This is a genomic window from Saccharopolyspora soli (assembly GCF_022678645.1).
GTDB lineage: Bacteria > Actinomycetota > Actinomycetes > Mycobacteriales > Pseudonocardiaceae > Saccharopolyspora > Saccharopolyspora soli.
Genome location: NZ_JALBWV010000005.1, coordinates 50,173 through 74,917, shown reverse-complemented (window position 1 = coordinate 74,917; position 24,745 = coordinate 50,173). Strand labels below are relative to the sequence as shown.

The 24,745-nt window shown below is 68.8% G+C and carries 22 protein-coding genes; 12 read left to right on the top strand and 10 right to left on the bottom strand.

Annotated elements, in window-relative coordinates:
* Window positions 1–4: 4 nt before the first annotated feature.
* Window positions 5–640: a TetR/AcrR family transcriptional regulator gene (locus MOQ72_RS05345; protein ID WP_242180944.1), complete on the bottom strand. Its 636-nt coding sequence runs from the start codon at window positions 638–640 to the stop codon at window positions 5–7.
* Between the two features lie 271 nt (window positions 641–911).
* On the opposite strand from MOQ72_RS05345, the gene MOQ72_RS05340 reads away from it, so the two are divergent.
* Together MOQ72_RS05340 and MOQ72_RS05335 are read left to right on the top strand one after the other, a co-directional pair.
* Window positions 912–1,061 (top strand): hypothetical protein, encoded by a 150-nt coding sequence (locus MOQ72_RS05340; protein ID WP_242180943.1) that lies wholly within the window; start codon window positions 912–914, stop codon window positions 1,059–1,061.
* Window positions 1,058–2,527 carry a class I adenylate-forming enzyme family protein gene (locus MOQ72_RS05335; protein WP_242180942.1) on the top strand — a complete coding sequence of 490 codons (1,470 nt, stop codon included), beginning with the start codon at window positions 1,058–1,060 and terminating at the stop codon, window positions 2,525–2,527. The genes MOQ72_RS05340 and MOQ72_RS05335 overlap by 4 nt, the downstream gene beginning before the upstream one ends.
* Before the next feature lie 120 nt (window positions 2,528–2,647).
* Here the strand turns inward: MOQ72_RS05335 and MOQ72_RS05330 are convergent, their stop codons facing one another.
* Window positions 2,648–3,622: a zinc-binding alcohol dehydrogenase family protein gene (locus tag MOQ72_RS05330; RefSeq protein WP_242180941.1), complete on the bottom strand. Its 975-nt coding sequence runs from the start codon at window positions 3,620–3,622 to the stop codon at window positions 2,648–2,650.
* A 546-nt stretch (window positions 3,623–4,168) separates the two neighbouring features.
* On the opposite strand from MOQ72_RS05330, the gene MOQ72_RS05325 reads away from it, so the two are divergent.
* The gene (locus MOQ72_RS05325; RefSeq protein WP_242180940.1) at window positions 4,169–5,443 is read left to right on the top strand and encodes a glucarate dehydratase family protein; all 1,275 of its coding nucleotides are present in this window, start codon (window positions 4,169–4,171) and stop codon (window positions 5,441–5,443) included.
* 63 nt (window positions 5,444–5,506) lie between these two features.
* Here the strand turns inward: MOQ72_RS05325 and kdgD are convergent, their stop codons facing one another.
* The gene (gene kdgD / locus MOQ72_RS05320) at window positions 5,507–6,433 is read right to left on the bottom strand and encodes a 5-dehydro-4-deoxyglucarate dehydratase (RefSeq protein ID WP_242180939.1); all 927 of its coding nucleotides are present in this window, start codon (window positions 6,431–6,433) and stop codon (window positions 5,507–5,509) included.
* A gap of 223 nt (window positions 6,434–6,656) precedes the next feature.
* Here kdgD and MOQ72_RS05315 point away from each other — a divergent pair, with 223 nt between their 5' ends.
* The 6 genes from MOQ72_RS05315 (at window position 6,657) to MOQ72_RS05290 (ending at window position 13,119) form a co-directional block, all read left to right on the top strand.
* Entirely contained in the window at window positions 6,657–8,225 is a 1,569-nt protein-coding gene (locus MOQ72_RS05315; RefSeq protein WP_242180938.1) for an ABC transporter substrate-binding protein, read from the top strand.
* A complete protein-coding gene (locus MOQ72_RS05310) occupies window positions 8,222–9,151 on the top strand; it encodes an ABC transporter permease (RefSeq protein ID WP_242180937.1) in 930 nt (309 codons plus the stop codon). The genes MOQ72_RS05315 and MOQ72_RS05310 overlap by 4 nt, the downstream gene beginning before the upstream one ends.
* Window positions 9,152–9,163: 12 nt before the next feature.
* The gene (locus MOQ72_RS05305; protein WP_242180936.1) at window positions 9,164–10,120 is read left to right on the top strand and encodes an ABC transporter permease; all 957 of its coding nucleotides are present in this window, start codon (window positions 9,164–9,166) and stop codon (window positions 10,118–10,120) included.
* On the top strand, window positions 10,117–11,115 hold the full coding sequence (locus MOQ72_RS05300) for an ABC transporter ATP-binding protein (protein ID WP_242180935.1): 999 nt from the start codon (window positions 10,117–10,119) through the stop codon (window positions 11,113–11,115). The genes MOQ72_RS05305 and MOQ72_RS05300 overlap by 4 nt, the downstream gene beginning before the upstream one ends.
* Window positions 11,108–12,109, top strand: coding sequence for an ABC transporter ATP-binding protein (locus tag MOQ72_RS05295; protein WP_242180934.1), 1,002 nt, complete (start codon window positions 11,108–11,110; stop codon window positions 12,107–12,109). The genes MOQ72_RS05300 and MOQ72_RS05295 overlap by 8 nt, the downstream gene beginning before the upstream one ends.
* 191 nt (window positions 12,110–12,300) lie before the next feature.
* The gene (locus tag MOQ72_RS05290) at window positions 12,301–13,119 is read left to right on the top strand and encodes an IclR family transcriptional regulator (RefSeq protein ID WP_242180933.1); all 819 of its coding nucleotides are present in this window, start codon (window positions 12,301–12,303) and stop codon (window positions 13,117–13,119) included.
* Window positions 13,120–13,205: 86 nt separating this feature from the next.
* Here the strand turns inward: MOQ72_RS05290 and MOQ72_RS05285 are convergent, their stop codons facing one another.
* From MOQ72_RS05285 to MOQ72_RS05265, 5 genes are all read right to left on the bottom strand, one after another.
* The gene (locus tag MOQ72_RS05285; RefSeq protein ID WP_242180932.1) at window positions 13,206–14,156 is read right to left on the bottom strand and encodes a glycoside hydrolase family 64 protein; all 951 of its coding nucleotides are present in this window, start codon (window positions 14,154–14,156) and stop codon (window positions 13,206–13,208) included.
* A 217-nt stretch (window positions 14,157–14,373) separates the two neighbouring features.
* The gene (locus MOQ72_RS05280; RefSeq protein ID WP_242180931.1) at window positions 14,374–16,215 is read right to left on the bottom strand and encodes a pectate lyase-like domain-containing protein; all 1,842 of its coding nucleotides are present in this window, start codon (window positions 16,213–16,215) and stop codon (window positions 14,374–14,376) included.
* Window positions 16,216–16,757: 542 nt separating this feature from the next.
* The gene (locus MOQ72_RS05275) at window positions 16,758–18,908 is read right to left on the bottom strand and encodes a xanthine dehydrogenase family protein molybdopterin-binding subunit (RefSeq protein ID WP_242180930.1); all 2,151 of its coding nucleotides are present in this window, start codon (window positions 18,906–18,908) and stop codon (window positions 16,758–16,760) included.
* Window positions 18,908–19,882, bottom strand: coding sequence for an FAD binding domain-containing protein (locus MOQ72_RS05270; RefSeq protein ID WP_242180929.1), 975 nt, complete (start codon window positions 19,880–19,882; stop codon window positions 18,908–18,910). The genes MOQ72_RS05275 and MOQ72_RS05270 overlap by 1 nt, the downstream gene beginning before the upstream one ends.
* A gap of 7 nt (window positions 19,883–19,889) precedes the next feature.
* Window positions 19,890–20,495 carry a (2Fe-2S)-binding protein gene (locus tag MOQ72_RS05265; RefSeq protein ID WP_308197849.1) on the bottom strand — a complete coding sequence of 202 codons (606 nt, stop codon included), beginning with the start codon at window positions 20,493–20,495 and terminating at the stop codon, window positions 19,890–19,892.
* Between the two features lie 398 nt (window positions 20,496–20,893).
* Between MOQ72_RS05265 and MOQ72_RS05260 the strand changes: the two genes are divergently transcribed.
* Entirely contained in the window at window positions 20,894–21,682 is a 789-nt protein-coding gene (locus MOQ72_RS05260; RefSeq protein ID WP_242180928.1) for a class I SAM-dependent methyltransferase, read from the top strand.
* 56 nt (window positions 21,683–21,738) lie between these two features.
* On the opposite strand, the gene MOQ72_RS05255 is transcribed toward MOQ72_RS05260, so the two are convergent.
* Window positions 21,739–22,080, bottom strand: coding sequence for a hypothetical protein (locus MOQ72_RS05255; RefSeq protein ID WP_242180927.1), 342 nt, complete (start codon window positions 22,078–22,080; stop codon window positions 21,739–21,741).
* Window positions 22,081–22,482: 402 nt separating this feature from the next.
* Between MOQ72_RS05255 and MOQ72_RS05250 the strand changes: the two genes are divergently transcribed.
* Both MOQ72_RS05250 and MOQ72_RS05245 read left to right on the top strand, forming a co-directional pair.
* Window positions 22,483–22,938 carry a MarR family winged helix-turn-helix transcriptional regulator gene (locus MOQ72_RS05250; RefSeq protein WP_242180926.1) on the top strand — a complete coding sequence of 152 codons (456 nt, stop codon included), beginning with the start codon at window positions 22,483–22,485 and terminating at the stop codon, window positions 22,936–22,938.
* A gap of 95 nt (window positions 22,939–23,033) precedes the next feature.
* Window positions 23,034–23,801, top strand: coding sequence for an SDR family NAD(P)-dependent oxidoreductase (locus MOQ72_RS05245; RefSeq protein ID WP_242180925.1), 768 nt, complete (start codon window positions 23,034–23,036; stop codon window positions 23,799–23,801).
* 269 nt (window positions 23,802–24,070) lie between these two features.
* On the opposite strand, the gene lexA is transcribed toward MOQ72_RS05245, so the two are convergent.
* Window positions 24,071–24,733 (bottom strand): transcriptional repressor LexA, encoded by a 663-nt coding sequence (gene lexA, locus MOQ72_RS05240; RefSeq protein ID WP_242180924.1) that lies wholly within the window; start codon window positions 24,731–24,733, stop codon window positions 24,071–24,073.
* Between the last annotated feature and the right edge of the window lie 12 nt (window positions 24,734–24,745).

The window sequence follows — 24,745 nt, the reverse complement described above, 5'->3', positions numbered from 1 at the left end:
GCTGTCACCAATTCCGCTGGGACTCGGGCGGTAGCCGCTGGTACGTCGTGCCGAGGACCTTCAGCGTCATCGCGGTGTACTGGTCGATGACTTCGTCCAGGGTGAGTCGTCCGGAGTGCCGGAACCATTCGCGTACGCCGTTGAGCATGTCGAGCACCGCCATGGTTGTGAGGTCCACGTCGGCGACCTCGAACTCGCCGGTGGCACGGCCTTCCTCGATCACGGCGCGGACCGCGTCGTGGTACTTCGCCTGCGCGGCGATGCCGTCGCGCTGCTGTCGCGGGTTCAGCGCGTAGCGGATCGGGTTGCCGATCAGGAGTTCGGGTCGTCGCTCGTCGCTGATCTTCAGGTGCAGCGCCACGATCTCGCGGATCCGCTCGGTCGGCGTGCGCAGCTCGTCCCGCAGGACCGGCAGGGTCGTCGCGACGAAGTCCGTCATGAAGTTCGCGATGATCGCATGCAGCACTTCCTGCTTGTTGGTGAAGTGGTGGTACATCGTGGAAGACGAGATGCCGACCGCGTCGGCGATGTCCCGGATGGACGTCGCGGCGTATCCGCGCTCGTAGAACAGCACACTGGCGCGTCGCATGATCCTCCCGCGCAGCACCGGGCCTTCGTCGAGGCTGCGCTTCCTGGCCATGTGCTCCTCCCTCCGGTGCCGCGGGCTTTCGAAGTCGGCCCGGCAAGATCGCTTGACGTCTGCGGGGGCGGCCCTTAGCGTACGTGTCGATCAATCGATCGACACAGGGGATCGTTGACATGACGGAGGAAAGTCGGGCCTGGTCGCCCCGGCCCGCACCACGGATGAAGGTCCTCGTCAAAGGCGCGGCGAGCGGCGCCGTCGTTTCGGGCCTGATCGCGCCGCGAAAGTGCTGCGGCGTCGGTGCGGGACCGGATGCTCGCCGAAGCCGATGAGCCGGGTCGCATCCCCGGCCGAAGTCGTCGGCGCGGTGTTCTACCTCCTGCCACCCGCCGCCGGATGCACCACCGGGCAAGCGCTTCGCCTCGACGACGGCCCCAGCCTCGCCCGGACCGGCCTGCACCGTCCGAGGGGACGATGACCAACAACCTCGCCGAACTGCTGCTGGAAGTCGCCGACGAACACGCCACCCGCGAAGCATTGGTCGACGGCGCGCTGCGCTTGGACTACGCGGCCATGCTGCGCCACGCTGCCGGTGCTTCGGCCAGACTCGTCGCGCTGGGGGTCGAACCCGGCGACCGGGTCGCGATTCTGCTGCCCAACGGTTGGCGTTACGCGGTCGGCTATTTCGGCATCCAGTTGTCCGGTGCCATCGCGGTCCTGGTCAACAACCGGTTCACCACAACGGAAATCGAGCACGTCCTCAGCGACAGCGGCGCTCGCTTCGTGCTTACCGACGACGAGTTCGCCGAGCGGCTGCCCTCCGGCGCGATCGCGATACAGGATTTCACCACCCCACAAGAGGTTCCGACGGAGCCGCCCGGCGTTGCGCGGCAGCGGCAGGACGTCGCGCACCTGCTGTACACGTCAGGTACGACCGGCAGGCCCAAGGGCGCGATGCAGACGCACGCGAATCTGCTGTTCAACGCGGGGACCGTGCGCGAACGCCTCGGGGCGGCGCCGGGGGAGCGCACCCTCATCGCGGCACCGATGTTCCACGCCACGGGCACGGTCTCCCAGCTCATCGGCTTCATCGCGGCTGGCGGGTGCTGCGTGCTCGTTCCGGCGTTCCGGGCAGCACCCGTGCTGGAGCTGCTGATCGCGGAGCGGATCACGTTCTTCGCGGGGGTGGCGGCGATGCTGCGCCTGCTGCTGTCCCAGGAGCGCATGGCGACCGCCGACCTCTCCGCGCTTCGCCTGGTGGTACTCGGCGGATCACCGGTGCCGGAGACCTTCCCCGCCGAGGTGGCGAAACGGCTGCCCGGTGTCGTGCTGGCCAACGTGTGGGGACTGACCGAGGCCACGTCGATCGTCACCTACGTCGAAGGCGAGGAGTACCAGGACCATCCGTGGAGCACGGGCCGCGCGGTCTCCGGCGTCGAGCTCGGGATCTCCGTCGACGGTGCGCCGCCGCGGGATTTCCGGAACCGGATCGGGGAGTTGTGCGTGCGCGGTCCGGTCGTGACCGCGGGCTACTGGGGCAATCCGCAGGCGACCGGGGAAACCTTCGTGGACGGTTGGTTGCACACCGGGGACGTGGGATCGATCGACGCCGACGGCCACGTCCGGGTGCTCGACCGGCTCAAGGACGTGATCATCCGCGGCGGCGAGAACATCTACAGCCTGGAGGTCGAGAACGCGCTGGCGACCCATCCCGACGTCGCGGAGGTCGCCGTCGTCGGGGTGCCGGATCCGCTCTTCGACGAGCGGGTCCGCGCGGTCGTGGTGCCGCGCACCGGCTCCGCCCCAACGGCGGAGGACTTGCGGGCACATGCGGCGCGGCGGTTGGCCGACTACAAGGTGCCGGTGGAATTCCGGTTCGTCGCGGAGCTTCCCCGCAATCCCTCGGGCAAGGTGCTCAAGCGGAGCCTCGCCGTCGATGCTTGATCCGGACGTGCTGATCATCGGCGGGTTCGGCAGTCGGACTTCCTGATCTTTCCCGCCTCTCAAGCCGGATGCCGCGAATCCCCTTTCCCACATGAGGGAAACCGTCGGCGTGTTCGGCGATCAGTCGTGGACGACGACCATTTTGCCGCGGGCTTCGTTGGCCTCCATCACGCGATGTGCTTCGCGGACTTCGTCGAAGCGGAACACCCGTGATGGCTTCGCCTTGAGGCGTCCAGCCGCGACGTCCTCCGCGATCTTCTGGAGCGGCACGTCGGACAACGGGAAACCGGGAGTGCCGAAGACGAAGCTGCCGAAGAAGGTCAGGTACACGCCGCTGGCCATCTGCAGCAGCGGGTTGAAATCGGCGATCGGCTCCAGCCCGCCCAGCCAACCGGCCAAGCAGGCGCGACCGCCCCGGCGCAGCATGGCCAGCGAATCGAGGATGGTGCTGTTGCCCACCAGGTCCAGCACCGCGTCGAGCTGCTTGGCTTCAGCGATCCGGTGGGAGAGCTTCGGATCTTCCAACTCGGCCCGCTGCGCACCGAGTTCCGCGAGCATGCCGAAGCGCTTCGGGCTGCGGGTGGTGGCGATGACCCGCACGCCAGCGTTGACCGCCAGGCTGATGGCGGCCTGGCCGAAGGAGGAGGTCCCACCGCGGATGACCAGGGTTTGCCCCTCGGTGATCTCCAGGTTGCGGAACAGGCAAGTCCAGGCGGTGGCGTAGGTTTCCGGGATCGCGGCGAGTTCGGCCCAGGGCAGATCGGATTCGATGAGTGCCACGTTCGACGCGGGAGCTCTGGTGTATTCGGCGTAACTCCCGTTGATGGTGCGCCCGAGGCCGCCCATCAGAGCCGCGACCTTGGCGCCGATCGGGAATTCCCCACCAGGACAAGCCTTCACCAGGCCAACGCACTCGATGCCGCTGACCTGAGCGGCCTCGGCCCACTCGCCTCGGCGCATGTGCATTTCGGCGTGGTTGATGCCGAACGCCTTGATCTCGATCACCACGTGGCCGGGCAACGGCTCGGGCTCCGGCAGTTCGGTGTAGACGAGGCAGTCAGGCCCGCCGAATCGTTCGATGATGATCGCGCGCATCGCAATTCGCCTCAGCAGGAGGCCCCAAGGAACCGGCTTAACCCGTGCTGGACCTGGAAAACCGTACGCCGCACCGGAGCAACCCGTCAACGCGAGCCCGGTCGGGCCTGACGGCAAGGGCTTTCGCTGCGCACTGCTGCTACCAAGGCACGCAGTCCGATCCGCAGACGTGCTGTCGGGCGTAGTCGACGACGGACGCGACGAGGGTAGCGAAGACTTGATCAGGGGACGGGCGACCGTCTGGTGGGCAGGCCCAGGTGCGGAACTCCGCGTCTTGCAACGACAACTCATCGATCGAAACGGCGAGTTCCGGGTCCGCGGGGGAGCGTTGACACCAGCCGCTCGCGGTTCCTATTGTCATCTCCATTCGAGGCATTCGTCCACATATGCAGATGACTGGTCGTCGAGCGGGCGATGGTCGGTCTTGGCGAGACCTGCGGTGATACCACCCGCGTGGATGCCGCGCCCGAGTTCGCCAGACGCGGTCGCGCTGAAATCCGCCGTCCCCGTCCTGCCCGCCAGCCGCTGCGAAGAAGGAGAGTTGTCGTGCCCAGCAGTCAGCACATCGCCGACGTCGAGATCACCCCGGTGGCGTTCCGGGATCTTCCGCTGCTCAACGCGGTCGGCGTGCACGAGCCGTTCGCCATCCGCGCGATCGTCGAGATCCGCACGGACGAGGGCCTGACCGGTCTCGGTGAGACCTACGGCGATGCCGAGCACCTCAACCGCCTCCGCCGCGCCGCCGAGTTGGTCATCGGTACGGACGTGTGGGACCTCAACGGCCTCGCCCGGCAAGTGCGGACGTCGCTCGCCAGCGACACCGCGAGCGGCGGGCACGGAATGGCTGGCATGGTCACCAACTCCAGCACCGCCGACGCCGTCCTCTCGCCGTTCGAGGTCGCGTGCCTGGACGTGCAGGGCAAGGCGACCGGGCTGCCGGTCAGCGCGCTGCTCGGCGGTGCTGTGCGGGACAGGGTCGATTATTCGGCCTACCTGTTCTACAAGTGGGCGGGCCACCCGGATGCCGAGCCGGACGCCTGGGGCGCCGCGCAGGATCCCGACGGTGTTGTCGCGCAGGCGAAGCGCATGATCGCGGACTACGGGTTCTCCGCCATCAAGCTCAAGGGCGGGGTCTTCCCGCCGGACGAGGAGATCGCGGCGATCAAGGCGCTGGCCGAGGCGTTCCCCGGCTATCCGCTGCGGCTGGACCCGAACGGCGCGTGGACCGTCGAGACGTCGATCCGGGTCGGCCGGGAGCTGGACGGGATCCTCGAATACCTGGAGGACCCCACGACGGGCATCGAGGGCATGTCGGCGGTGGCGCCCGAGGTGTCGATGCCGCTGGCCACCAACATGTGCGTGGTGAGCTTCGCCGATCTGGCACCGGGCATTCGGCGGAACGCGGTGCGGGTGGTGCTCTCCGACCACCACTTCTGGGGTGGGCTGCAGCGCTCGAAGCTGCTCGCTGGCATCTGCGAGACCTTCGGGATGGGCCTGTCGATGCATTCCAACAGCCACCTCGGGATCAGCCTGGCCGCGATGACGCACCTCGCCGCGGCCACCCCGAACCTCACCTACGCGTGCGACACGCACTGGCCGTGGAAGGACCCGGAGGAGGACGTCGTCAAGCCCGGCGTGCTCACCTTCACCGGCGGCGCCGTCGTCGTCCCGACGACACCGGGGCTCGGGGTGGAGCTCGACCGGGACAAACTGGGCGCGCTGCACGAGCAGTACCTGCGCAGCGGGATCCGCGACCGGGACGACACCGGCTACATGAAGCGGATCGATCCTAGCTACGACGTGAAGAAACCCCGCTGGTGAGCTGGGGTCGTGAGTGGAAATGGTCGCCATGACGACCTTTTCCACTCACGACACGCGCTCCCGCTAGATCACCTTCTTGACGAGATCGGTCAGGGCGGCCAGTTCGGCATCGGTCAGGTCGGTCAGCGGCGGGCGGACGGGCCCCGCCGGGCGGCCAGCCGCCCGCATGCCCGCCTTGACGATCGACACCGCGTACCCCGCCCGCCGGTTGCGGATCTCCAGGTACGGCAGCACGAACTCGGCGAGCCGCGCGTACACGTCAGCGCGGTCGTGCGCCCGGACCGACGCGTAGAACGCGCTCGCCCAGGCCGGGGCGAAGTTGAAGATCGCCGACGAGTAGGTGGTGGCGCCCAGCTCCAGGTACGGCAGGGCGTAGGTCTCGGCCGTGGGCAGACCGCCGACGAACAGCAGGCGGTCGTCGTGCGTGGCGTGCAGCCGGGCGAGCAGGTCGATGTCGCAGATCCCGTCCTTGAACCCGATCAGGTTGTCGAACTCCGCCACGAGCCGGTCCACTGTGGACCCGGTGAACCGCGCGTTGGCCCGGTGGTAGACGGTGACGCCCAGCGAGGTCGCCCGGCAGACGGCGGCGACGTGCCGGTACAGGCCCTCCTGGTCGAGTTCGGTGAGGTAGGGCGGCAGCAGGAACACCCCGTCGGCGCCCAACTCCTCAGCCGAGCGGGCCATCTCGACCGCGGTCGCGGTGCCGTATCCCGCGGGCGCCACGACGGGCAACCCGTCCGGCGCGGACTCGACGGTCGCGGCGACGACTCGCGCGACCTCCGCGACGGTGAGGGAGAAGAACTCGCCGGTCCCGCCAGCCGCGAACAGCCCGGACGGGGAGAACCCGCCGAGCCACGCCACGTGCTGGCGGTACGCGGGCTCGTCGAACGCGAACTCCGGGGTGCAGTGGGTGACCGGGAAGGAGAGCAGTCCAGAGCCGAGCGCGGTGCGCAGCTCGGCGGGGGAGAAGCGGGTCTTCGCGCTGGTCATTGCGGTACGGCTCCTCGTCGTCAGGCGTCGGCGTCCCGGCCGGGTATCGCCGGGTGGCCTCACGTTAACAGCCGAACGCCAAGAATGAGTACACCGTCTTCATATGTGAATGTCTTGACGGTTACAACTCCCGCTCCTACGGTACGTCCACGGATTCACGCACTGTCTGCATACGTGGACAGTTGCTTTCCCTCTTTCCTGCCTCGTGCGCGGAGGACCAACGATGACTTCTGCCCGACGGAGAGCCGTGCCGCGCCCGAGAGCGGGCGCGGCGGTGCTCACAGCGCTCGGTGGCGTGCTCTGCCTGGCCGCGGCCGGGTGCTCGGGTTCTGCCGCGAGCACCGACCGCGCCGACACCGTCCGGATCGTGCTGCCGGAGGAACCGCCGACCCTGGAGCCGTGCGACGCCTCGCTGACCGCGACCGGTGTCGTCGTCCGGTCCAACATCACCCAGCCGCTCGCGGAGCGGAACCCCACCACCGGCGACCTGGAACCGCTGCTCGCCACCTCGTGGACCCAAACCAGCCCCACCACATGGACTTTCCGCATCCGCGAGGGCGTCCGCTTCTCCGACGGCACCCCGTTCGACGCCGCGGCGGCGGCCTTCTCGATCGACCGCGCGGTGAACGGCTCGTTCGGCTGCAACGTGGACGGCTACGTCTTCGGCGACGACGACCTGCGGGTCGCGGCACCGGATCCGACCACGCTCACGGTGTCCACGCCCGAGCCGGATCCGATCCTCCCGTTGCGGGTGTCCTTCGTGGAGATGGTTCCGCCGACCACCGACGAGGCGGCCAAGGTGCGCGTCCCGATCGGAACCGGTCCGTACCGCGTTGCGAGCTGGGACGCTGGGACCCGGCTGAACCTGGAGCGCAACCCCGACTACTGGGGTGCGCCACCGGCCTACGCCCGCGCCGAGTACCAGTGGCGTTCGGATTCAAGCGTCCGCGCGGCGATGGTCGTGAACGGGGAGGCGGACATCTCCACCGGGCTCGGCCCCGAGGACGGCGCGGGCGACCTGGGCGTCTCGTACCCCAACAACGAGACGACGGCGTTGCGCATCCAGGCCACCGAGCCGCCGCTGAACGACATCCGGGTCCGGCAGGCCATCGGGCTGGCGGTCGACCGGGACGGGATCGTTTCGGCGCTGCTCAACGGGGACGGCCAGCCCGCCGCCCAACTCGTACCCGACGGCGTGGTCGGCCACGACGCGGACCTGACGCCGGTCGGGTTCGACGTGGATCGGGCGCGGGAGCTGGTCGCCGCCGCCCGCGCCGACGGGGTGGACACCACCGCGCCGATCCGGCTGATCACCCGAACCGGGCTGTTCCCGCGGATCGAACAGGTCGTGCAGGCCATCGCGTACCAGCTGGAACTGGCCGGGCTGACCGTCCGGATCGAGATGATGGACACCTCCGAGGCGCTGACGTACCAGCAACGGCCCTTCCCCGCGGGCACCGGGCCGTACCTGCTCGTGATCCAGCACGGCAACCAGTCCGGGGACGCCGCGTTCAGCATGGACCAGTACCTGAAGAGCGACGGGTTCCAGAGCTCGTACGGCACGCCCGAGCTCGACCGCGAGATCGCCGACGCCGAAGCGCTCACCGGCGATGCCCGCCAGGCTGCCCTGGCGAAGGTCTTCGCCGACGAGCCCCGCGAAGTCGCCCAGTACGCCTACATCGCCCACATGCGCGGCATCCTCGCCCGCTCGCCGTCGGTGAACTACGCACCGAACTCGGCGACCGGCGACGAGATGCGGCTCGCCGAGATGACGCCGAGGACCACCAGATGACCACCTTCCTCCGCAAGCGGGTGGTGAGCAGCGGCATCCCCCTGCTCGCCGTGCTGCTGGGCGTTTTCCTGCTGGCCCGGCTCACCGGCGACCCGACCTCGATGTACCTGCCGGAGTCCGCGACTCCGGCCCAGCGTGCCGAGTTCGCCGCGGCCCACGGCCTGGACCAGCCGGTCTGGAAGCAGCTGCTCGACTACCTGTGGGGTGTGCTGCACCTGAACTTCGGAACCTCGCTGCGCACCGACGAGCCCGCCGCCGAGATGGCACTGCGGGCGTTCCCGCACACCCTGGAACTGGCCGTGGTCACCGTGGCGCTGGCCGTGCTCGGCGCGGTCGTCGTCGGTAGCTGGGCGGCCTACCGGCCGAACTCGCCCGCCGACCGGGTGTCGTCGTTCCTGTCGATGACAGCGGCGAGCGTGCCGGACTTCTGGATCGCGGTCACCGGTGTGTGGATCTTCGCCGTGGTGCTCGGCATCCTGCCGACCTCCGGTGTGGACAACGGCGTGCTGTCCTGGATCCTGCCGATCCTGGTGCTGATGATCCGCCCGCTCGGCGTGCTCACCCAGGTGGTGCGCGGGGCGATGGTGTCCGCGCTGTCCGCTCCGTACGTCCGGCTGGCCCGGAGCAAGGGCGCGGACAGCCGTCGGGTCGTGACCCACCACGCCCTGCGCAACGCCGCGGCCCCCGCCCTGACGGTGGCCGGTGACCTGGCGGTGTCCCTGATCAACGGCGCGGTGATCGTCGAGACGATCTTCGGCTGGCCCGGCATCGGCAAGCTGATGATCGACTCCATCCTGGAGCGGGACTTCGCGGTCCTGCAGGCCGCGGTGCTGCTCACGGCGGTGGCGATCTTCGCGCTGAACATCCTCATCGACATCGGTTACGCCCTGCTCGACCCCCGCGTCCGCGACTTCACCCCGGTGTAGAGGAGCCCTCGGATGACCACCACCGAACAGGCGCCGGAGACGCCGCCCACCTCGATCTCCGGACCATCCACGCCGCGCTTGGGGCGGCTGCTGCTGGCCGACCGGGTCGCCGCGGTGTCGGCGGGCGTGCTGCTGCTGGCCGCGCTCTGCGCGCTGCTCGGGCCTTGGCTGCTCGGCGATGCGGCGCGGCGCCAAGACCTCGCGCTCGCCCGGCGGCCCCCGCTGAGCTTCGAGCTCGGCTGGCTCGGCCTGCTCGGCACGGACCCGCTGGGGCGCAGTGTGCTCGCCCGGCTGGTCGTGGCCAGCGCCACCACCTTCTCCATCGCGCTGCCGACCGTTTTGCTGGCACTGATCATCGGGTCGGCGATCGGGATGTGGGCGGGCTTCCACCGCGGCCGCCGCGAAACGTTCGCGATGCGGATCGCGGACGTGATCATGAGCTTCCCGTCGCTGCTGCTCGCGGTCGTCGTGCTCTACGTCTTCGACCCGAGCATCGCGACGATCGTGCTGGTCCTGACGATCACCCGGATCCCGGTGTTCCTGCGCACCGCCCGCGCCGAGTCCGCCGAGCTGCAACGGCGCGGCTTCGTCGATGCGGCGCGCACGTTCGGGACGCCGGGTGGCGCGATCATCCGCCGACACGTGCTCCCGATCGTCCTGCCCACCCTCCTGACGGTCGCGACCCTGGACTTCTGCTACGTCACGCTCGCCGAGTCCTCGCTGTCGTTCCTGGGCATCGGTATCCAGCCGCCGCAGGTCAGCTGGGGGCTGATGGTCGCGGAGGGCCGCACCTACCTCCGCACCGCGTGGTGGCTGTCGTTCTTCCCCGGCCTGGCGATCGTGATCACCACGGTGTCCGCGACCGTGCTGTCCGCGTGGATGCGGTTGGCGACCGACCCGGCGCAGCGCTGGCGGCTGACCAACCCCGCGGCCCGCAAGACCCGCAGCCCGAAGGGGGTGCCAGCGTGACTGCCGAGCTGGACGAGACCGACACCGTGCTGGAAGTCGACGGGCTCACCGTGGACATCCGCACCCCGGCGGGCACCGTGCGCGCCGTCGATGCCGTCAGCTTCACCGCGCGGCGCGGGGAGACCCTGGCCCTGCTCGGCGAATCCGGCTGCGGCAAGTCGATGACGGCCAGGGCGGCCGTCGGATTGCTGGAGCCGGTCGCGGACGTGACCAGCGGCGCGGTCCGCGTTGACGGCACCGACCTCATCGCCGCGGACGAGCGAACCCGCCGCGCGCTGGCCGGGCCGGGCATCTCGATCGTCTTCCAGGACGCCCTGACCGCGCTCAACCCCGTCTATCCGGTCGGGACGCAGCTCGCCGAGCCCTTCCGCATCCACCGCGGCCTGTCCCGGAAAGCGGCCCGCGAGGAGGCCATCGCGCTGATGGCACGGGTGGGCATCCCCGAGCCGGAGACGCGCGTGGACTCCTACCCGCACCAGTTCTCCGGCGGCATGCGGCAGCGCCTGCTGATCGCGATGGCCGTGGCGCTGAGCCCCACCGTGCTGCTGGCCGACGAGCCGACCACCGCCCTCGACGTGACCGTCCAGGCGCAGATCATGAACCTGCTCAAGGACTTGCGCGAAGAGCACCGGATGGCGGTCGTGCTGATCACCCACGACCTCGCGCTGGCCGCCGAGGAGGCCGACCGGGTCGTGATCATGTACGCGGGCAACGTGGTCGAGACCGGCCCGGTCGACGAGGTCTTCGCCAACCCCCGCCACCCGTACAGCAAGGGGCTGCTCGACTCGGTGCCGGAGCACGTCCGGCCCGGCGAACAGCTGCGCTCGATCGCCGGTTCGCCGCCCGAACTCGCCGCGATCCCGGCGGGTTGCGTGTACCAGGACCGGTGCCCGCTGGTGCGCGACCGCTGCCGGGCGTCCCGGCCACCGCTCGTGGCGACCGGTGCCGGGCGGGCCGCCGCCTGCTTCTACTCCTCGGAGGTGTCCGGTGCCTGATCCGCTGGTCGAGGTCCGCGACCTCGTCAAGACCTTCGCCGTGCGCAGCCGCCGCACCACCAGTCGGCTGCGGGCCCTCGACGGCGTGAGCCTCGACCTGCGCCGCGGCGAAACCCTCGGCCTGGTCGGTGAGTCGGGCTGCGGCAAGTCGACGCTGGCCCGCACCCTGCTGATGTTGGAACTCCCCGATTCGGGGACCGTCCGCTTCAGCGGCACCGACCCGTTCGCGCTGTCCGGCAAGGCGTTGCTCGACTGGCGGCGCCGGGTGCAGATGGTGTTCCAGGACCCGTTCGACTCGCTCAACGCCCGGATGACGGCAGGTGAGATCGTCGCCGAACCGTGGCGCACGCATCGCGGGATGTACCGGACCTCGCAGGAACGCGCGGCGCGCGTGCGCGAACTGCTGGACCTGGTCGGGCTGCGGCCCGGCGACGCCGACCGGTACCCGCAGGAGTTCTCCGGCGGGCAGCGGCAGCGCCTGGGGATCGCCCGCGCGCTCGCGCTGGACCCGGACGTCGTCGTGTGCGACGAGCCGGTGTCCGCTTTGGACCTGTCGGTGCAGGCCCAGGTGCTCAACCTGCTCGCCGAACTGCAGCGCGAGCTGGGCGTGTCGTACGTGTTCATCTCGCACGACCTGTCCGTGGTCCGGCACGTCGCCGACCGGGTGGTGGTGATGTACCTGGGTCGGATCGTGGAGTCGGGCACGACCGCGGAGGTCTTCGACCGGCCCCGGCACCCCTACACGGCGGCACTGATGTCGGCCGCGCCGTCGCTGGACCGGGCCGGGAAGCCGGGGCGGATCGTGCTCGACGGGGAGATCCCGTCGCCGCTGAACCCGCCGTCGGGCTGCCGGTTCCGAACGCGCTGCTGGAAGGCGACGGACGTGTGCGCGACCGAGGCGCCGCCGCTGGTCCGCGACGGCGGTGGGCACGGTGCCGAGTGCCACCACCCGCTGGTCGCCGACGCGGGGGCGTCAGCTGGCGCGCGCGGATGAGGACCGGCGCTGCCTGCGGATCACGAGATCGCGATGATCCGCGGCCAGCACCGCCGTCCGCATCGCTCGGCAGCTGGTGTGCGGACGACGTTGCGCAGCGCCTCGACGTGTCCGACGGGTGAGGCGCGCGTCCGCCCATGTGGACGGTTGTCCAGCGGAATGGCTACCCTGTGACCCGGAAAGGGGGACGCATGACGTCACAGTCGGCCCAGGCGCTCGGGGGATCGGAGACCGGGGTCCGCGAGGTCAAGTCCGCGGCCCGGACCGTGGAAGTCCTCGAATTCCTGGCCGCGCGGCAGAACCGGCCGGTGCGGCTGCGCGAGCTCAGCGAGGCGCTCGGCGTGCCCCGCAGCAGCCTGCACGCGCTGCTGCGCACGCTCGCCAAGTACGGCTGGGTCCGGGCGGACACCACCGGAACCTTCTACGGCATCGGGATTCGCGCGCTGCTGGCCGGGACGAGCTACCTGGACTCCGACCCGTACCTACCGCTGATCGCGCCGTACCTCGACGAGCTGCGCGAGCAACTCGACGAAACGTTCCACTTCGGGCGCCTCGACGGCTACGACGTCGTGTACCTGGCGACCAAGGAGTCGAGCCAGTACCTGCGGCCCTACAGCCGGGTCGGGCGCCGGTTGCCCGCCTACAGCACCTCGCTGGGCAAGGTCCTCCTGGCGAGCCGGGAGGGCGCGGACCGGGATGCGCACATTCCCGCCGACCTCGCCCCGCTCACCCCGCACACCCTCACCGACCGCGCGGCGCTCGACGCCGACCTGGCCACGACCCGCGAGCGCGGCTACGCCGTGGACAACGAGGAGAACACCGTCGGCCTGCGCTGCTTCGCGGTCGCCCTGCACTACGCGGACACGCCGACGGACGCCATCAGCGCCTCCATCCCGATCGCCCGGCTCACCGACCAGCGCCAACTCGAAGTCGTCGAGGCGCTGCGCCAAGTCGCGGACCGGATCGCACGGGTCGTCGGCCCGCTGCACAGCGCAAGCGGTTGGGTCTGACGATCCCCAGCTAGCCACTGTGGACGAACCGGCAGTGCTGTCGGGGCACCCCTCGTGCTATGCGAAGGCTTGCCCCGACAACTTCGTCACCAGCCGACGGCGACCAGCAGCCACTGCGGGTTCTCGCGCGAGACGTACGATGCCTGGTCGGCCACGTCGTCGTACGGGAAGCCGTACGAGAGGTTGTTGATGTTGTGGTCGTGCCAGAACTTGGCGTAGTAGTTGGCTGGCCCGGACTGGTAGAACCTCGCCGGGTCCGACTGCTGTTCCGGCGGCAGCTCGGCGACGTGCCGGTTCAGCCCCGCGCACATGGTCGGATCGCCCGCCAACGATCCGGCGCAACCGAAGATGTTCTGCGTCGTCTCGTTCACGCCGACGGAGTTCGCGTAGTCGGTGAAGTAGTTGGCGTACTGCCCCCCTTCCTGGAACGCGGGCGCGCTGCCGGGTGCCGGAATGCGGTACGGGGCCTCCACATCCGCCAGCTGTTTGAACTCCTCCGGCACCTCGTCGCGGAACTTCTGGAAGGTGGCCTCCCGGTCCTCCTGGAACGTCTCGTAGTCCTCACCGAACTGCGCGTCGAAGCCGTCGTGGGCGCGCAGCCGCATCGCCAGCTTGAGGCCGAACGCGTCGACCCGCGTGGTGTTGCCGTTGAACGTCGACGGCCCGACGGTGAACTCGATGAAGTCGGAGTACTGGCTGTCCGGCGAGCCGAGGTGGAAGTACATTCGCCCGGACGAGTTCGCGGGCATGTCCAGGTAGGGCTGCTCGGCGATGGAGTGCGTCTCGCCGTTGAAGGTCCAGAAGACCTGGTCGTCCGGGTACTGGCCGTTGGTGCGGTTGAGCACCTTGACCATGAGCACGTTCTGCGCGGGCGGGATGTTCGTGGTGTCGCCCCAGAACTCCTCCGGCGGCGGCGACCCTCGCTCGTCGGTCGCTTGCGCTGGCAGGGTGGCGAAGGAACCGGCCGCCAGCAGTGCGGCGGTCAGCAGGCCGAGGGTGCCGCGACGCCAACGCCGCGGCAGTGCGGAAATGGGCATGATCACTCTCCGAATTTCGGGGAATCCCTCTGCGGGACTGCGGAAAGCGCTCTCGGGACGAGCTTCGTGCGATTCGGGCACGAGGTCAACCAGACGCTCGGAGGCTGTCCGCTTCTCGCCACGAAACGGGAATTTTCGCGGGGAAGAACTGCCCGCCGAACCAACGGATCCGGGCAAGGCCGACGCCTTGCCCGGATCCCATTACCACTTGGTCAAATCACGGATAGCTGACCACATTGGACGGTTTGGTGCCTGGTGGCGTCGTCTCGCCGGTGTCGTTGATGACGTGCGTGATGCTGCCCTGCTCGTTCAACGACACGGTCAACAGGCTGTGGAACTTCACGTTCGGCGTGTCCGGCACTTCGAACGCGTGGTAGCTGTTGACCGACGGGTTGACGTTGAAGTAGTTGTAGCTGCCCAGGCCCCACGCTTCGTGCGCGGTGACGTCCGGGCCGACCTGGTACGCGGCGTACCCGTTCACGCCGTTCGGGTTCATCCAGGACGCCTGATCGGGCACGTCGTAGGGCATCTCGTTCTGGAAGAAGATCGTCCTGCCGTTCTGGCCGTTCCAGATGACCTGGTACTTCTGGTAGTGCTCCACGAACAGACCGGTGGCCAGGACGTCGGCGCCGTTGACGATCACGCCGGTGTCGCCGGTGTTGATCGTCCAACCGACCGTGCCCTCGTTGCCGTGATCCCCGCGCCAGGCCCAGATGTGGTCGAGGATCGTGTTGTTGCTGTTGACGACCATGCTCGTCGTCGCCTTGCCCGCGATCGAGCCGCCGACGCGGAAGAACACGTCCTGCACGGTGGTCGGATTCGCGGAGTGGTCGGCGGAGGAGCCCTCCGGCCCGACGGTCAGCAGGGTGGGCGAGTTCGTCGTGCCCGCGTCGAACAGCAGCCCCTTGAGCCGGACACCGTCCACGTCGGCGACCTCCATGGCGGTCACCCCGTTCTCCGGGATCAGCGTCGGGTAGCCGATGCCCAGGACGACGGTGTCGGGATTGGTGACCTGGATCGTCTGGTCGAGGTGGTAGACGCCGGGCGTGAAGAACAGGTTGCAGCCCTGGGACAGCGCGTTGTTGATGGTCTCCGCGGTGTCTCCTGGCTTCGCAACGTAGAACTGGCTCATGGGCACCGAGGTGCCCGGCGTGCTACCGGCGTCCCAACTCGGGCCGGCGGCGTCGGTTCGCAGGTCCGGCTTGAACACCTGGTACTTGCCCGCGGCGTCGACGTACAGGTACGGCACGTCCCGAGACACCGGTGTGGTGTCCAATGTGGTCATCGGTGGATTCGGGAAGCTGGTCGCCGGTGCACCGGAAACACCGGAGAACACCATGTTCCAGTTGGATCCCGACCAGCTCCCGTAGCTGGTATCCCTGGTGTACCACTGCTGCTGGGAACCAGACGTGGTCTGGCCCGCCACCTTGGTGTCGGCGATGTAGCCGCCGCTCGACCAGCCGTGGCTGGCGGGTTCGAGTGTGAGACCGCCGTGCACGTCGATGCGGCGGAACGGAGCGGCCTGCGACACCGCCCAGCGGTTGGTGCCGCTGCTGGGGTTGATGGAAAGGTTCTCCGCCGACCGCCAGAAGTTCTGCGTCGCGTTGCCCTGGTCGGACTCGTTGAACGCGTCGACCGTGACGTCGCCGTTGATGGTGACGTCACCGGGGTTCTGGCCGAGTCCTGCCACGGAGGTGTAGTAGCCGACGTTGGCGGTGTTGGTGTAGGTCCCCGGTTTGAACAGCTGCGCCACCCGTTCCTCGGCGAACTGGTCGGTCTGGGTGTCCTTCTGCGCGTTGAAGTCGGCGTCCAGCTGAGCCTGGATGCTCTCCGGCGACATGCTCGGATCGAAGATGCGCACGTTCGGGCCGAAATCCGGTGTGTCGGACCCGGCGCAGGCCGCCGCCGGTGCGCGGCTGCCGTCAGCTTGGTGCGCGGTGTTCACACCGGGGATCGCCACGGCGGTCGGTGCGACGGCGGAAACGGCGGCGAGCGCGGCCAAACCGGCGAGCCACGGCAACCGGCGTCGTCGTCCACGCCGTTGTGGGACGGGATTCATGGCAGGAAGCACCTCCGGGCAGTGCCTGAGACGGACAAAGCGTGAGAGCGCTCTGAGCGGGCACCCTAGACCGATCAAGAGCCCCGTGGAAGGGGCCGAAGTCGGAGATGTCGGGTTGCCGTTTTCCCCGGATTTCCTGTCCTCGCAGCGCGTTGCGCGATTCATCGATGTCGCCCCGGCGATTTCACGGGGCTTGCATCGTGTTCCCTGTTTTCGTCCCGGCCGACCGTCCTGGCGGCGCGGGTATCGGAACAGAAGGGACCACATAGGACACTCGACGTCCCATGCGGCCCCCCGACACCTGGATGGTTGATTCCTGATTGGGCCGCAGCCGCGATACCCCACGTGACGGTGGGGTGAGCTGCCGCAAGCGCGCAGCGCTCAACCCACCCTCGCCGCTTGCGCCGCCGCGGGTTCTGAGCGGTCTTCTCGCGAGGACAGCCCCTCCGCCGCGGGACATACACAAGGAGGCCTCCCACAGTGGAGAAGGCCGCTCAGGTTCCGCTACCCGCACCGCCACGCAAAACGAGTCCGGAATCCATCTACAGCATCTTCTCCAACGTGATGGGCAGGTCCAGCGGGCGGCGGCCGGTGGCGTTGAACACCGCATTGGCGATCGCCGCGGGCACGCCGACCATCACCACCTCACCCAGCCCCTTCACGCCGATCGGGTCCAGCGCTGTGTCCTCCGCGTTGACGAACACCGCGTCCAGCTCGGTCACATCGGCGTTGACGGGTACCAGGTAGTCGGCCAAGTTGGCGTTGACCACCCGGCCGTCGCGGTGGTCCAGCACGGTGCTCTCCAACAGGCTCATCCCGATGCCCTGGATCATGCCGCTGAGCGCTTGGCTGTGCGCGAGCTTGGGGCTGACCACGCGCCCGGCGTCGTAGGCGGCGAACATGCGTCGGATCCGCACCAGACCCAGCGATTCGTCCACCGACACCTCGGCGAACACAGCTCCGTAGGAGTACGACGAGAACCTGCTGCCCACGTCGCCCGGCTCCCAGACCTGCGTGGTGTCCACGCTCGGCCAGCCGCGCCGCCCGAGGATCTGCTGGTACGTCTCACCACGTCCGGGGTCCGCCGTCACGTACAGCCGACCGTTGTCCACCGACACGTCATCGGGTTTGACCCCGTGCAGCGGTGAGGCCGGATCGACCACTGCCATGCGCACGATGCTGTCCCGCAGCGCATTGCACGCGGTGAACACGGCCGACCCCACGCTGACCATGGTCTGGGAACCGGCGTGCACGGGTGCCCTCGGCAGCGACGAGTCGCCGAGCGTGAACCGCACCCTGCTCGTCGGCAGCCCGAGCGCGTCGGCCGCCACCTGGGTCGCCGACGTGTACGTGCCCGGCCCGGAGTCGCTGGTCGCGGTGAACACCTCAGCGGTGCCGTCCGCGTGGATCCGCGCCAGCACGTCGGTGGCCGAGCCGAAGGCGTGGTACGCGCCAACGGCCATGCCCATGCCGATCAGCAGGTTGCCCTCCTTGCGGGCGCGGGGCACCGGACTGCGCTGCTGCCACCCGAAGTGCTGCGCTCCGGTCCGGTAGCAGTCGGCCAGTCGGCGGGAGGAGAACGGCAGGTCGTTCGACTCGTCGACGGTTGGCTCGTTGCGCAGCCGCAGTTCGATCGGGTCGATGCCCAGTTCGTGCGCGAGTTGGTCCACGCTGGACTCCAGGGCGAACGCCCCGGTGCTCAATCCGGGGCCGCGCATGAAGGTCGGCAGGTTCACGTCCAGCGGCACCAACCGGTACTGGGTGCGCGCGTTCGGCCCGCCGTACATGAACCCGGACAGCTCGGTGAGCCGCTCCGCGTACGGGGCGTACCGGGCGGTCTCGGTGCGCGCCTCGTGCACGATCGCGCTGATCCGACCGTCGGCATCCGCCCCGATCGCCACCCGCTGCCTGCTGGTCGGGCGATAGCCGGTGCCGGTGTACATCTGCTTGCGGGTGAGCACGATCTTCACCGGCCGCCCCACCTCACGGGCAGCGAAGGCGGCCAGGAGTTGGTGCTCCCAGGTCCGTCCCTGGCTGCCGAACGCACCCCCGACGAACGGCGAGATGATCCGCACGTCCTCGACGGCGACGCGCAGGGCGGCGGCCACTTCGCGCTGGGTGCCCTGCACCCATTGCGTCTTGTCCCACAGGGTGAGTTTGCCGCCATCCCACTGGGCGATGGTCGAGCCCAGCTCCATCGGGTTGTGGTTCTCCCGCAGGATCGTGAAGTTGTTGTCCACCACGGTGTGCGCCGAGTGCAGTGCCGCGTCCGCGTCGCCGCGGCTGTAGTCCGGATTTCCCGGTGCGGGCTGCGGCACGGCAGCGGGGGCGTCGATGTCGGTCAGCCCCGGCTGTGTCGCGTAGCTCATCTGCACCAGCGACGCGCCGTGCTCGGCCTGCTCCAGGCTGGTGGCCACGACGATCGCCACCGGCTGGCCGAAGAAATTCACCTGCCGCGAGTCGAAGGCCAGCCGGACGCCGGTGAAGTCGGTCAGCACCCGCAGCACACCGGGGGACGCCATCGCCTTGCTCGTGTCGATGCCGGTGATGGTGCCCCGGCTGACCGTGCTGCTCACGATCACCCCGTACACCAGACCTGGGATGACGTGCTCGGCGGCGTAGGTGGCGCCGCCGGTGACCTTCAACCGCCCCTCCACCCGGGACATCGGGGTGCCCACGGCCTTGCCGGTCATCACAGGGCTCCAATCGTGGCGAGCTGGCGAGCTACCGTTCGCTTGATCAGTTCCACCTTGAACCCGTTGCCGGACAACGGTTTCGCGCCATCGGCGGCCCGCGCCGCGGCGTCGTTCCACAACTGCTCGCCCGCTCGTTTCCCGACGAGCATCCGTTCCACCTCCGGCAGCCGCCACGGCACGGTGGCCACGCCGCCGACCGCCACCCTGGCCGCGTTGACCACGCCACCCCTGATGTCCAGGGCCACCGCCGCCGAGGACAACGCGAACTCGTAGGACTGCCGGTCGCGCACCTTCAGGTACCCCGACGTGCGCGTGTGCGGCGCTGCGGGCACCTCCACCGACACGATCAGCTCGCCGGGACGCAGATCGTGCTCCTGGTCGGGGGTTTGTCCCGGCTGGCGGAAGAACTGGGCGATCGGCACCACCCGATCCCCCTGCTCCGAGCGCAGCAGCACGGTGGCGTCCAAGGCCACCAGGGCGACCGCCAGGTCCGAGGGATGCGTGGCCACGCAGCTGTCGCTGGTACCCAGGATCGCCAGGGTCCGGTTCTCGCCGCCGATCGCCGCGCAGCCCGAACCGGGCTGCCGCCGGTTGCACGCCGCTGACACGTCCCGGAAGTACGGGCAGCGCGGTCGCTGCATGATGTTTCCGCCGATGGAGGCCATGTTGCGCAGCTGCGCCGACGCGCTGAGCTCCAGCGCCTGCGAGATGACCGGGTACTGCGCGACGACCTGCGGGTGGGCGGCCAGATCGCTCATGCGCACCAGCGCACCGACGCGCAATCCCGACGGGCCGACCTGGATGTCCCGGTAGGGCAGGGTGTTGATGTCGACCACTGTGCCGGGACGCTCGACGGTTTCCCGCATCAGGTCGACCAGCGTGGTGCCGCCCGCGATGTAGCGCCCGCCACCCGCGCCGGCCGTCAACGCCTCGCGCTCCGAACCCGCCTTGATGAAAGCGAAGGGGAACATGCGCCGCTCACCTTCCCCTTGCGGTCTGCTCGATGGCGGTGACGATGTTCGGATAGGCGCCGCACCGGCAGATGTTGCCGCTCATCCACTCCCGGATCTCCGCGCGCGAACCGGTGTGCCCCTCCTCGATGCACGCCACCCCGGACAGGATCTGCCCGGACGTGCAGTACCCGCACTGGAAACCGTCGTGGTCGAGGAACGCCTGCTGCAACGGGTGCAGGCGATCGCCGTCGGCGAGACCTTCGATGGTCGTGATCTCGGCACCGTCGTGCATCACGGCCAGCGTCAGGCAGGAGTTCACCCGGCGGCCGTCGAGCAGGATCGTGCACGCACCGCAGGCACCCTGGTTGCAGCCCTTCTTGGCGCCGGTGAGGTGGATTCGTTCCCGGAGCATGTCCAGCAGCGAGGTGCGGTTGTCGACCGGCACGGTCTGCCGCCGACCATTGACCGTCACCGTGACTTCGACCTGGTCGGTTCCCTGTTCGCGATCGGTTTCGGCCTCGGCTTGCTCGGCGAGCAGCGGCACGGCAGCCGCGATGCCGCCGAGCGCGGCGGAGGACCCGACGAACCGCCGCCGGGTCAGTTTCGCCGACCCGTCGGTGCTGTCGTCCATTGTGGAATCCTTTCTGCGTCGAATCACACGACGTGCGGGCTTCCGGCCGACCGGCGTGCGTGCGCCGACGGCGGGAACTAGAAGGTAAACCTCCTCTTGGCTCGAAATCGTTGCGACAGGCGCCTGCGGACCGGGTTCCGCCTACGACCACCAGGCTAGGGCCGTTGACCCCGCGTTGGGGGTGCTGCCGTCAGCTGGCACGACAGGTCCTCCTACCTTGGCGCGATCCCCGGTCCCGTGGCAATTGCCAGGACTCGGACGGAGCAGGTGGCAATTTCGCGAGAAATCGCCACCCGCTCCCCACGGGAGGTGACGATTTCGCGAGAAATTGGCGCATGCCGCTATCGTGCTCGCGGACGCAACCCGCCTCGCCACTTCGACACCGAATGCCTGGACGCATGCCAGAGGACCCGAGCAACGCACTCGCCGCGCATTACGCGCAGGACGCCGAGACCTACCGGAGGCTGTGGGCGCCGCGACTGCGCCGAGCCGCCTCCCACCTGCTGGCAGAGCTCCCGTGCAGCGACGCGCATCGCGTGCTGGACATCGGCGCGGGGGTGGGAACCCTGCTCGCGGACATCGCCGCTGCCGCGCCGAACGCGAGCGTCGTTGGTGTGGACCTCTCGGAGGGAATGCTTCGCCTCGCCGATCCGCGCTTCGGCCGAGCGATCATGGACGCAACGCGGCTCGGCCTGGCTTCGGCGGGCTTCGACGTCGCGACCATGTGCTTCATGCTCTTCCACGTGCCCGAACCCGGCCTCGCACTGCGCGAGGCCCACCGGGTGCTGCGCAAGGACGGGTCCATCGGGGTGATCACCTGGGGTGACGAACCCGGTTGCCCGGCCTTGGAGGTGTGGACCGAGGAGCTCGATCGCCACGGTGCCCCGCCGGACCCGCTGCCCCCTCGGCACGACCTCGTCGACACTCCCGCGAAGGTCGAAGCTCTCCTGCACGCCGCGGGTTTCGAGCACACCCGATCCTGGACCCAGGAACTGCGGGAGACCCCGAACGTCGAGCAGTTCCTCGAAATCCGCACCCGGCTAGGCCGCTCCAGAAGGCGCTTGGAATCGCTCGACGCCGCGACGCGGTCATCGTGTCTGCGCAGCGCACGACGCCGACTGCACCAGATGGCTCCGCAGGACTTCATCGAAAGGCCGACAGCCATCTTCGCAACAGGCCGCCGGTAGTCCGAATTTTTCGCCAAGTCCGGTTGTTCCGTGGCCGTTGGCGGCGAGTAGCCGGGTCAATTGACGATGACGTCTGCCATGTCGGTTTCCGCGCGCCACTTCCTGAGCAGTTCGTAGAACTCGATCGGCCCGCCGCCGTAGGATTCGCTGCGCTCGTTCGGCTTGCCTTCGTTGCTGTAGTAGCTCGGGGTGCACTCGCCGAGGAACCTCTTGTTGTACCGCTCTTTCGCGCGAATGGTGGCGATCCAGTCGGCCTCGGCTTCGGCGGTCGGCTCGATGTAGCGGGCCTGGCGTTCGCGTGCCGCGGCGACGACTTCGGCCGCTGGGGATGAGCTCGCGGAGCAGACGGGCGCTGTCGGTCCAACGGTCAGCGACCAAGTCCTGATCCGCGTGGCCACCGGTGACGAGCGCGAGGAAGTTGTCCCGGCGGCGACTTTGCCAGCCCGGCGCCCGCGTCTCGGCCCACTCCGAGTCCGTTGGGCGGTTGCCGCGCACGTCCACTGAGGACGGTGTTGGTGACCTGGTACTGCTTGTTGCCGTCCGGCCGGATCCGTCGGTCGCGCTCTGCCCGGTACCGCGCCCGCAGGGCATCCGGGTCGAATCCGAGCGCGGCCGGGTTGAAGTCCGCGGCGGAATCGCCATCCGTGGTGGACGTTCTCTATCCTCTCCGTCGTCCTCTGCCCGGTGAGTTCGTATGCGTCATACACATTGAATGTACTATGCATATGGAGTGCATGATGCACATGCGGGTGGTATACAGGTCGCCGCGCATCCAGGTGGGAGCCGGGAGGTGAGCGGGCATGGACAAGCCCACGCACTTGATCGAGTACGAGAACATGGTGTTGGGACGGCACCGCCACATGGCCGCGCCCCGCGACAGGCGTGACGGCGGCCAACTGGATCGCAGCGCCTACATCCTGCTCAGCCGCATCCGCATCGAGGGACCGATGTCCATCGGGCAGCTCAGCGACGCATTCGGCTTGGACGCCTCAACGCTCAACCGGCAGACTTCCGCCGTGCTGCGTGCCGGACTGGTCGAACGCGTCCCCGACCCGGACGGAGGCATCGCCCGGAAGTTCCGCCTCACCGAGAAGGGCGAGCGCTGTCTCGAAGAGGCGCGGCAGGAGAGCATCCGCGGCCTGGAGAAGGTGTTGGCGGACTGGACGGCCGAGGAGGTCGCCACCTTCGCCGCCTACCTCAAACGCTTCAACACCGACATCGAACGCCTCGAAGGTCGGCCCTGGCCCCGGCCCTGAGCGGGCTGCCGACTGCGCCTCGAAGATCGCCGGTCAGTAACCGACAACCGACTTCGCGCCGAAACCCACTGGAATGCGAGGAAAGAGGTTCCACCATGAGCAGCGTCACCGGACTTGTGGGCCGCAGCGTCATCGTCACCGGCGGAGGTTCGGGTATCGGCCGTGCCGCAGCGCTGAAGTTCGCCGCGGAAGGCGCGAAAGTCCTGATCGCCGACCTCAACGCCGAGGCCGCCAAGTCAGCAGTCGCCGAGATCGAGACGGCGGGCGGCATCGCACGGGCCGTCGTGGGCGACTTGAGCGACCAGGCGGTCGTCGACGCGGTCGTCTCGACCGCGTTGGAGGTCTTCGGCGGTGTCGACGTCCTGGTCAACAACGCCGGGATCATGGACCGGATGTCGGCTGCGGCCGACACCGACGATGCCGAATGGGACCGGGTCATCCGGATCAACCTGACCGCTCCGTTCCAGCTCACCCGCGCCGTTCTGCCGCACATGCTGGAAGCGGGCCGGGGAGCGATCGTCAACACCGCTTCCGAGGCGTCCCTGCGGGGCAGCGCGTCCGGCACCGCCTACACCGCCGCCAAACACGGCGTTGTGGGTCTGACCAAATCGGTTGCGGTGATGTACCGGGACCGGGGAATCCGTGCCAACGCCATCGCGCCGGGCGGTACCGTCACCAACATCGAGGTCGATGCCCAGCAAGCAGCCCACGGGCCGACGGTGCTGGCCTCCTACGCCCGCAACCTCGGCCGGGTGGCCAACCCCGAGGAGCAGGCCGCGGCGATCTTGTTCCTCGCCTCGGACGCGGCGAGCAACGTCAGCGGCGTGATCCTCCCGGTCGACAACGGCTGGTCCGCAGTCTGACTCCCGCGCGACGCCCCTGAACGCTGTTAGCTGGCTGCTTTGGAACTCGCGTGGATTGGGTGTGACGTGGGCGGTCGTCAGGCAAGCGGCGGTAGCCACTTCCTCCCACCCTCGCAACCGGCACCGCTGCGGGTTCTCAGAGGTTTTCTCGCGAGGACAGCCCCGACGCCGTGTATCGGACATGCATAAGTCGGGGATCCCGGAGTCGAGAAGACCTCTGAGCTTCCGCTACCCGCACCGCAAAGCAAGATGATCCGCGCACACCCCCTTCAGACGCTGCGCAGTACCGAGACGACGGTGCCCAGGACCACTGCCTGGTCGCCGTCGATGACTTCGTAGTCCGGATTGCGCGGTTCGAGGTAGACGTGGCCGTTGCGGCGGCGGTAGACCTTCACGGTTGCCTCGTCGTCGATCATCGCGGCGACGATCTGGCCCGAATGGGCCTCGGACTGCTGCCGCACCACCACGATGTCGCCGTCGCAGATCGCGGCGTCGATCATCGAGTCACCGCGCACGCGCAGCGCGAAGACGTTGCCGCGCCCGGCGAGTTCGCGCGGCAACGTCAGAACGTCGTCGACGTGCTCCTCAGCCGCGATGGGGGTCCCCGCGGCGATGTCGCCGACCACGGGCACCGGCACCGAGTCCTCGGCGGGCTCCCGCATCGGCGACTGCCGCAGGAACATGCGCACGTCGATCGGCCGGGACATCGTGCTGCTGCGCCGGAGGAATCCCTTCTCCTCCAGGCTCGCCAAGTGCTTCGACACCGACGACGATGATCGCAGCCCGACAGCATCGCCGATCTGCCGAGTGCTCGGCGAATACCCGTACCTGGCCACCCAATCCCGGATCGCGACCAGGATTCGTTGCTGGCGCAGTGGCAAGGTCGAGGCGTCCAGGTGCTCGAACACGTCCAGATCGTCGTAGGCCGTCATCCGCAGCATGTT

What these genes read in the sequence shown, in the direction of transcription:
- MOQ72_RS05345 (WP_242180944.1), bottom strand. Translation starts at nt 640, where the DNA reads ATGGCCAGGAAGCGCAGCCTCGACGAAGGCCCGGTGCTGCGCGGGAGG.
- MOQ72_RS05340 (WP_242180943.1), top strand. Translation starts at nt 912, where the DNA reads ATGAGCCGGGTCGCATCCCCGGCCGAAGTCGTCGGCGCGGTGTTCTAC.
- MOQ72_RS05335 (WP_242180942.1), top strand. Translation starts at nt 1,058, where the DNA reads ATGACCAACAACCTCGCCGAACTGCTGCTGGAAGTCGCCGACGAACAC.
- MOQ72_RS05330 (WP_242180941.1), bottom strand. Translation starts at nt 3,622, where the DNA reads ATGCGCGCGATCATCATCGAACGATTCGGCGGGCCTGACTGCCTCGTC.
- kdgD (WP_242180939.1), bottom strand. Translation starts at nt 6,433, where the DNA reads ATGACCAGCGCGAAGACCCGCTTCTCCCCCGCCGAGCTGCGCACCGCG.
- MOQ72_RS05315 (WP_242180938.1), top strand. Translation starts at nt 6,657, where the DNA reads ATGACTTCTGCCCGACGGAGAGCCGTGCCGCGCCCGAGAGCGGGCGCG.
- MOQ72_RS05310 (WP_242180937.1), top strand. Translation starts at nt 8,222, where the DNA reads ATGACCACCTTCCTCCGCAAGCGGGTGGTGAGCAGCGGCATCCCCCTG.
- MOQ72_RS05305 (WP_242180936.1), top strand. Translation starts at nt 9,164, where the DNA reads ATGACCACCACCGAACAGGCGCCGGAGACGCCGCCCACCTCGATCTCC.
- MOQ72_RS05290 (WP_242180933.1), top strand. Translation starts at nt 12,301, where the DNA reads ATGACGTCACAGTCGGCCCAGGCGCTCGGGGGATCGGAGACCGGGGTC.
- MOQ72_RS05285 (WP_242180932.1), bottom strand. Translation starts at nt 14,156, where the DNA reads ATGCCCATTTCCGCACTGCCGCGGCGTTGGCGTCGCGGCACCCTCGGC.
- MOQ72_RS05280 (WP_242180931.1), bottom strand. Translation starts at nt 16,215, where the DNA reads ATGAATCCCGTCCCACAACGGCGTGGACGACGACGCCGGTTGCCGTGG.
- MOQ72_RS05275 (WP_242180930.1), bottom strand. Translation starts at nt 18,908, where the DNA reads ATGACCGGCAAGGCCGTGGGCACCCCGATGTCCCGGGTGGAGGGGCGG.
- MOQ72_RS05270 (WP_242180929.1), bottom strand. Translation starts at nt 19,882, where the DNA reads ATGTTCCCCTTCGCTTTCATCAAGGCGGGTTCGGAGCGCGAGGCGTTG.
- MOQ72_RS05265 (WP_308197849.1), bottom strand. Translation starts at nt 20,495, where the DNA reads ATGGACGACAGCACCGACGGGTCGGCGAAACTGACCCGGCGGCGGTTC.
- MOQ72_RS05260 (WP_242180928.1), top strand. Translation starts at nt 20,894, where the DNA reads ATGCCAGAGGACCCGAGCAACGCACTCGCCGCGCATTACGCGCAGGAC.
- MOQ72_RS05250 (WP_242180926.1), top strand. Translation starts at nt 22,483, where the DNA reads ATGGACAAGCCCACGCACTTGATCGAGTACGAGAACATGGTGTTGGGA.
- MOQ72_RS05245 (WP_242180925.1), top strand. Translation starts at nt 23,034, where the DNA reads ATGAGCAGCGTCACCGGACTTGTGGGCCGCAGCGTCATCGTCACCGGC.
- lexA (WP_242180924.1), bottom strand. Translation starts at nt 24,733, where the DNA reads ATGACGGCCTACGACGATCTGGACGTGTTCGAGCACCTGGACGCCTCG.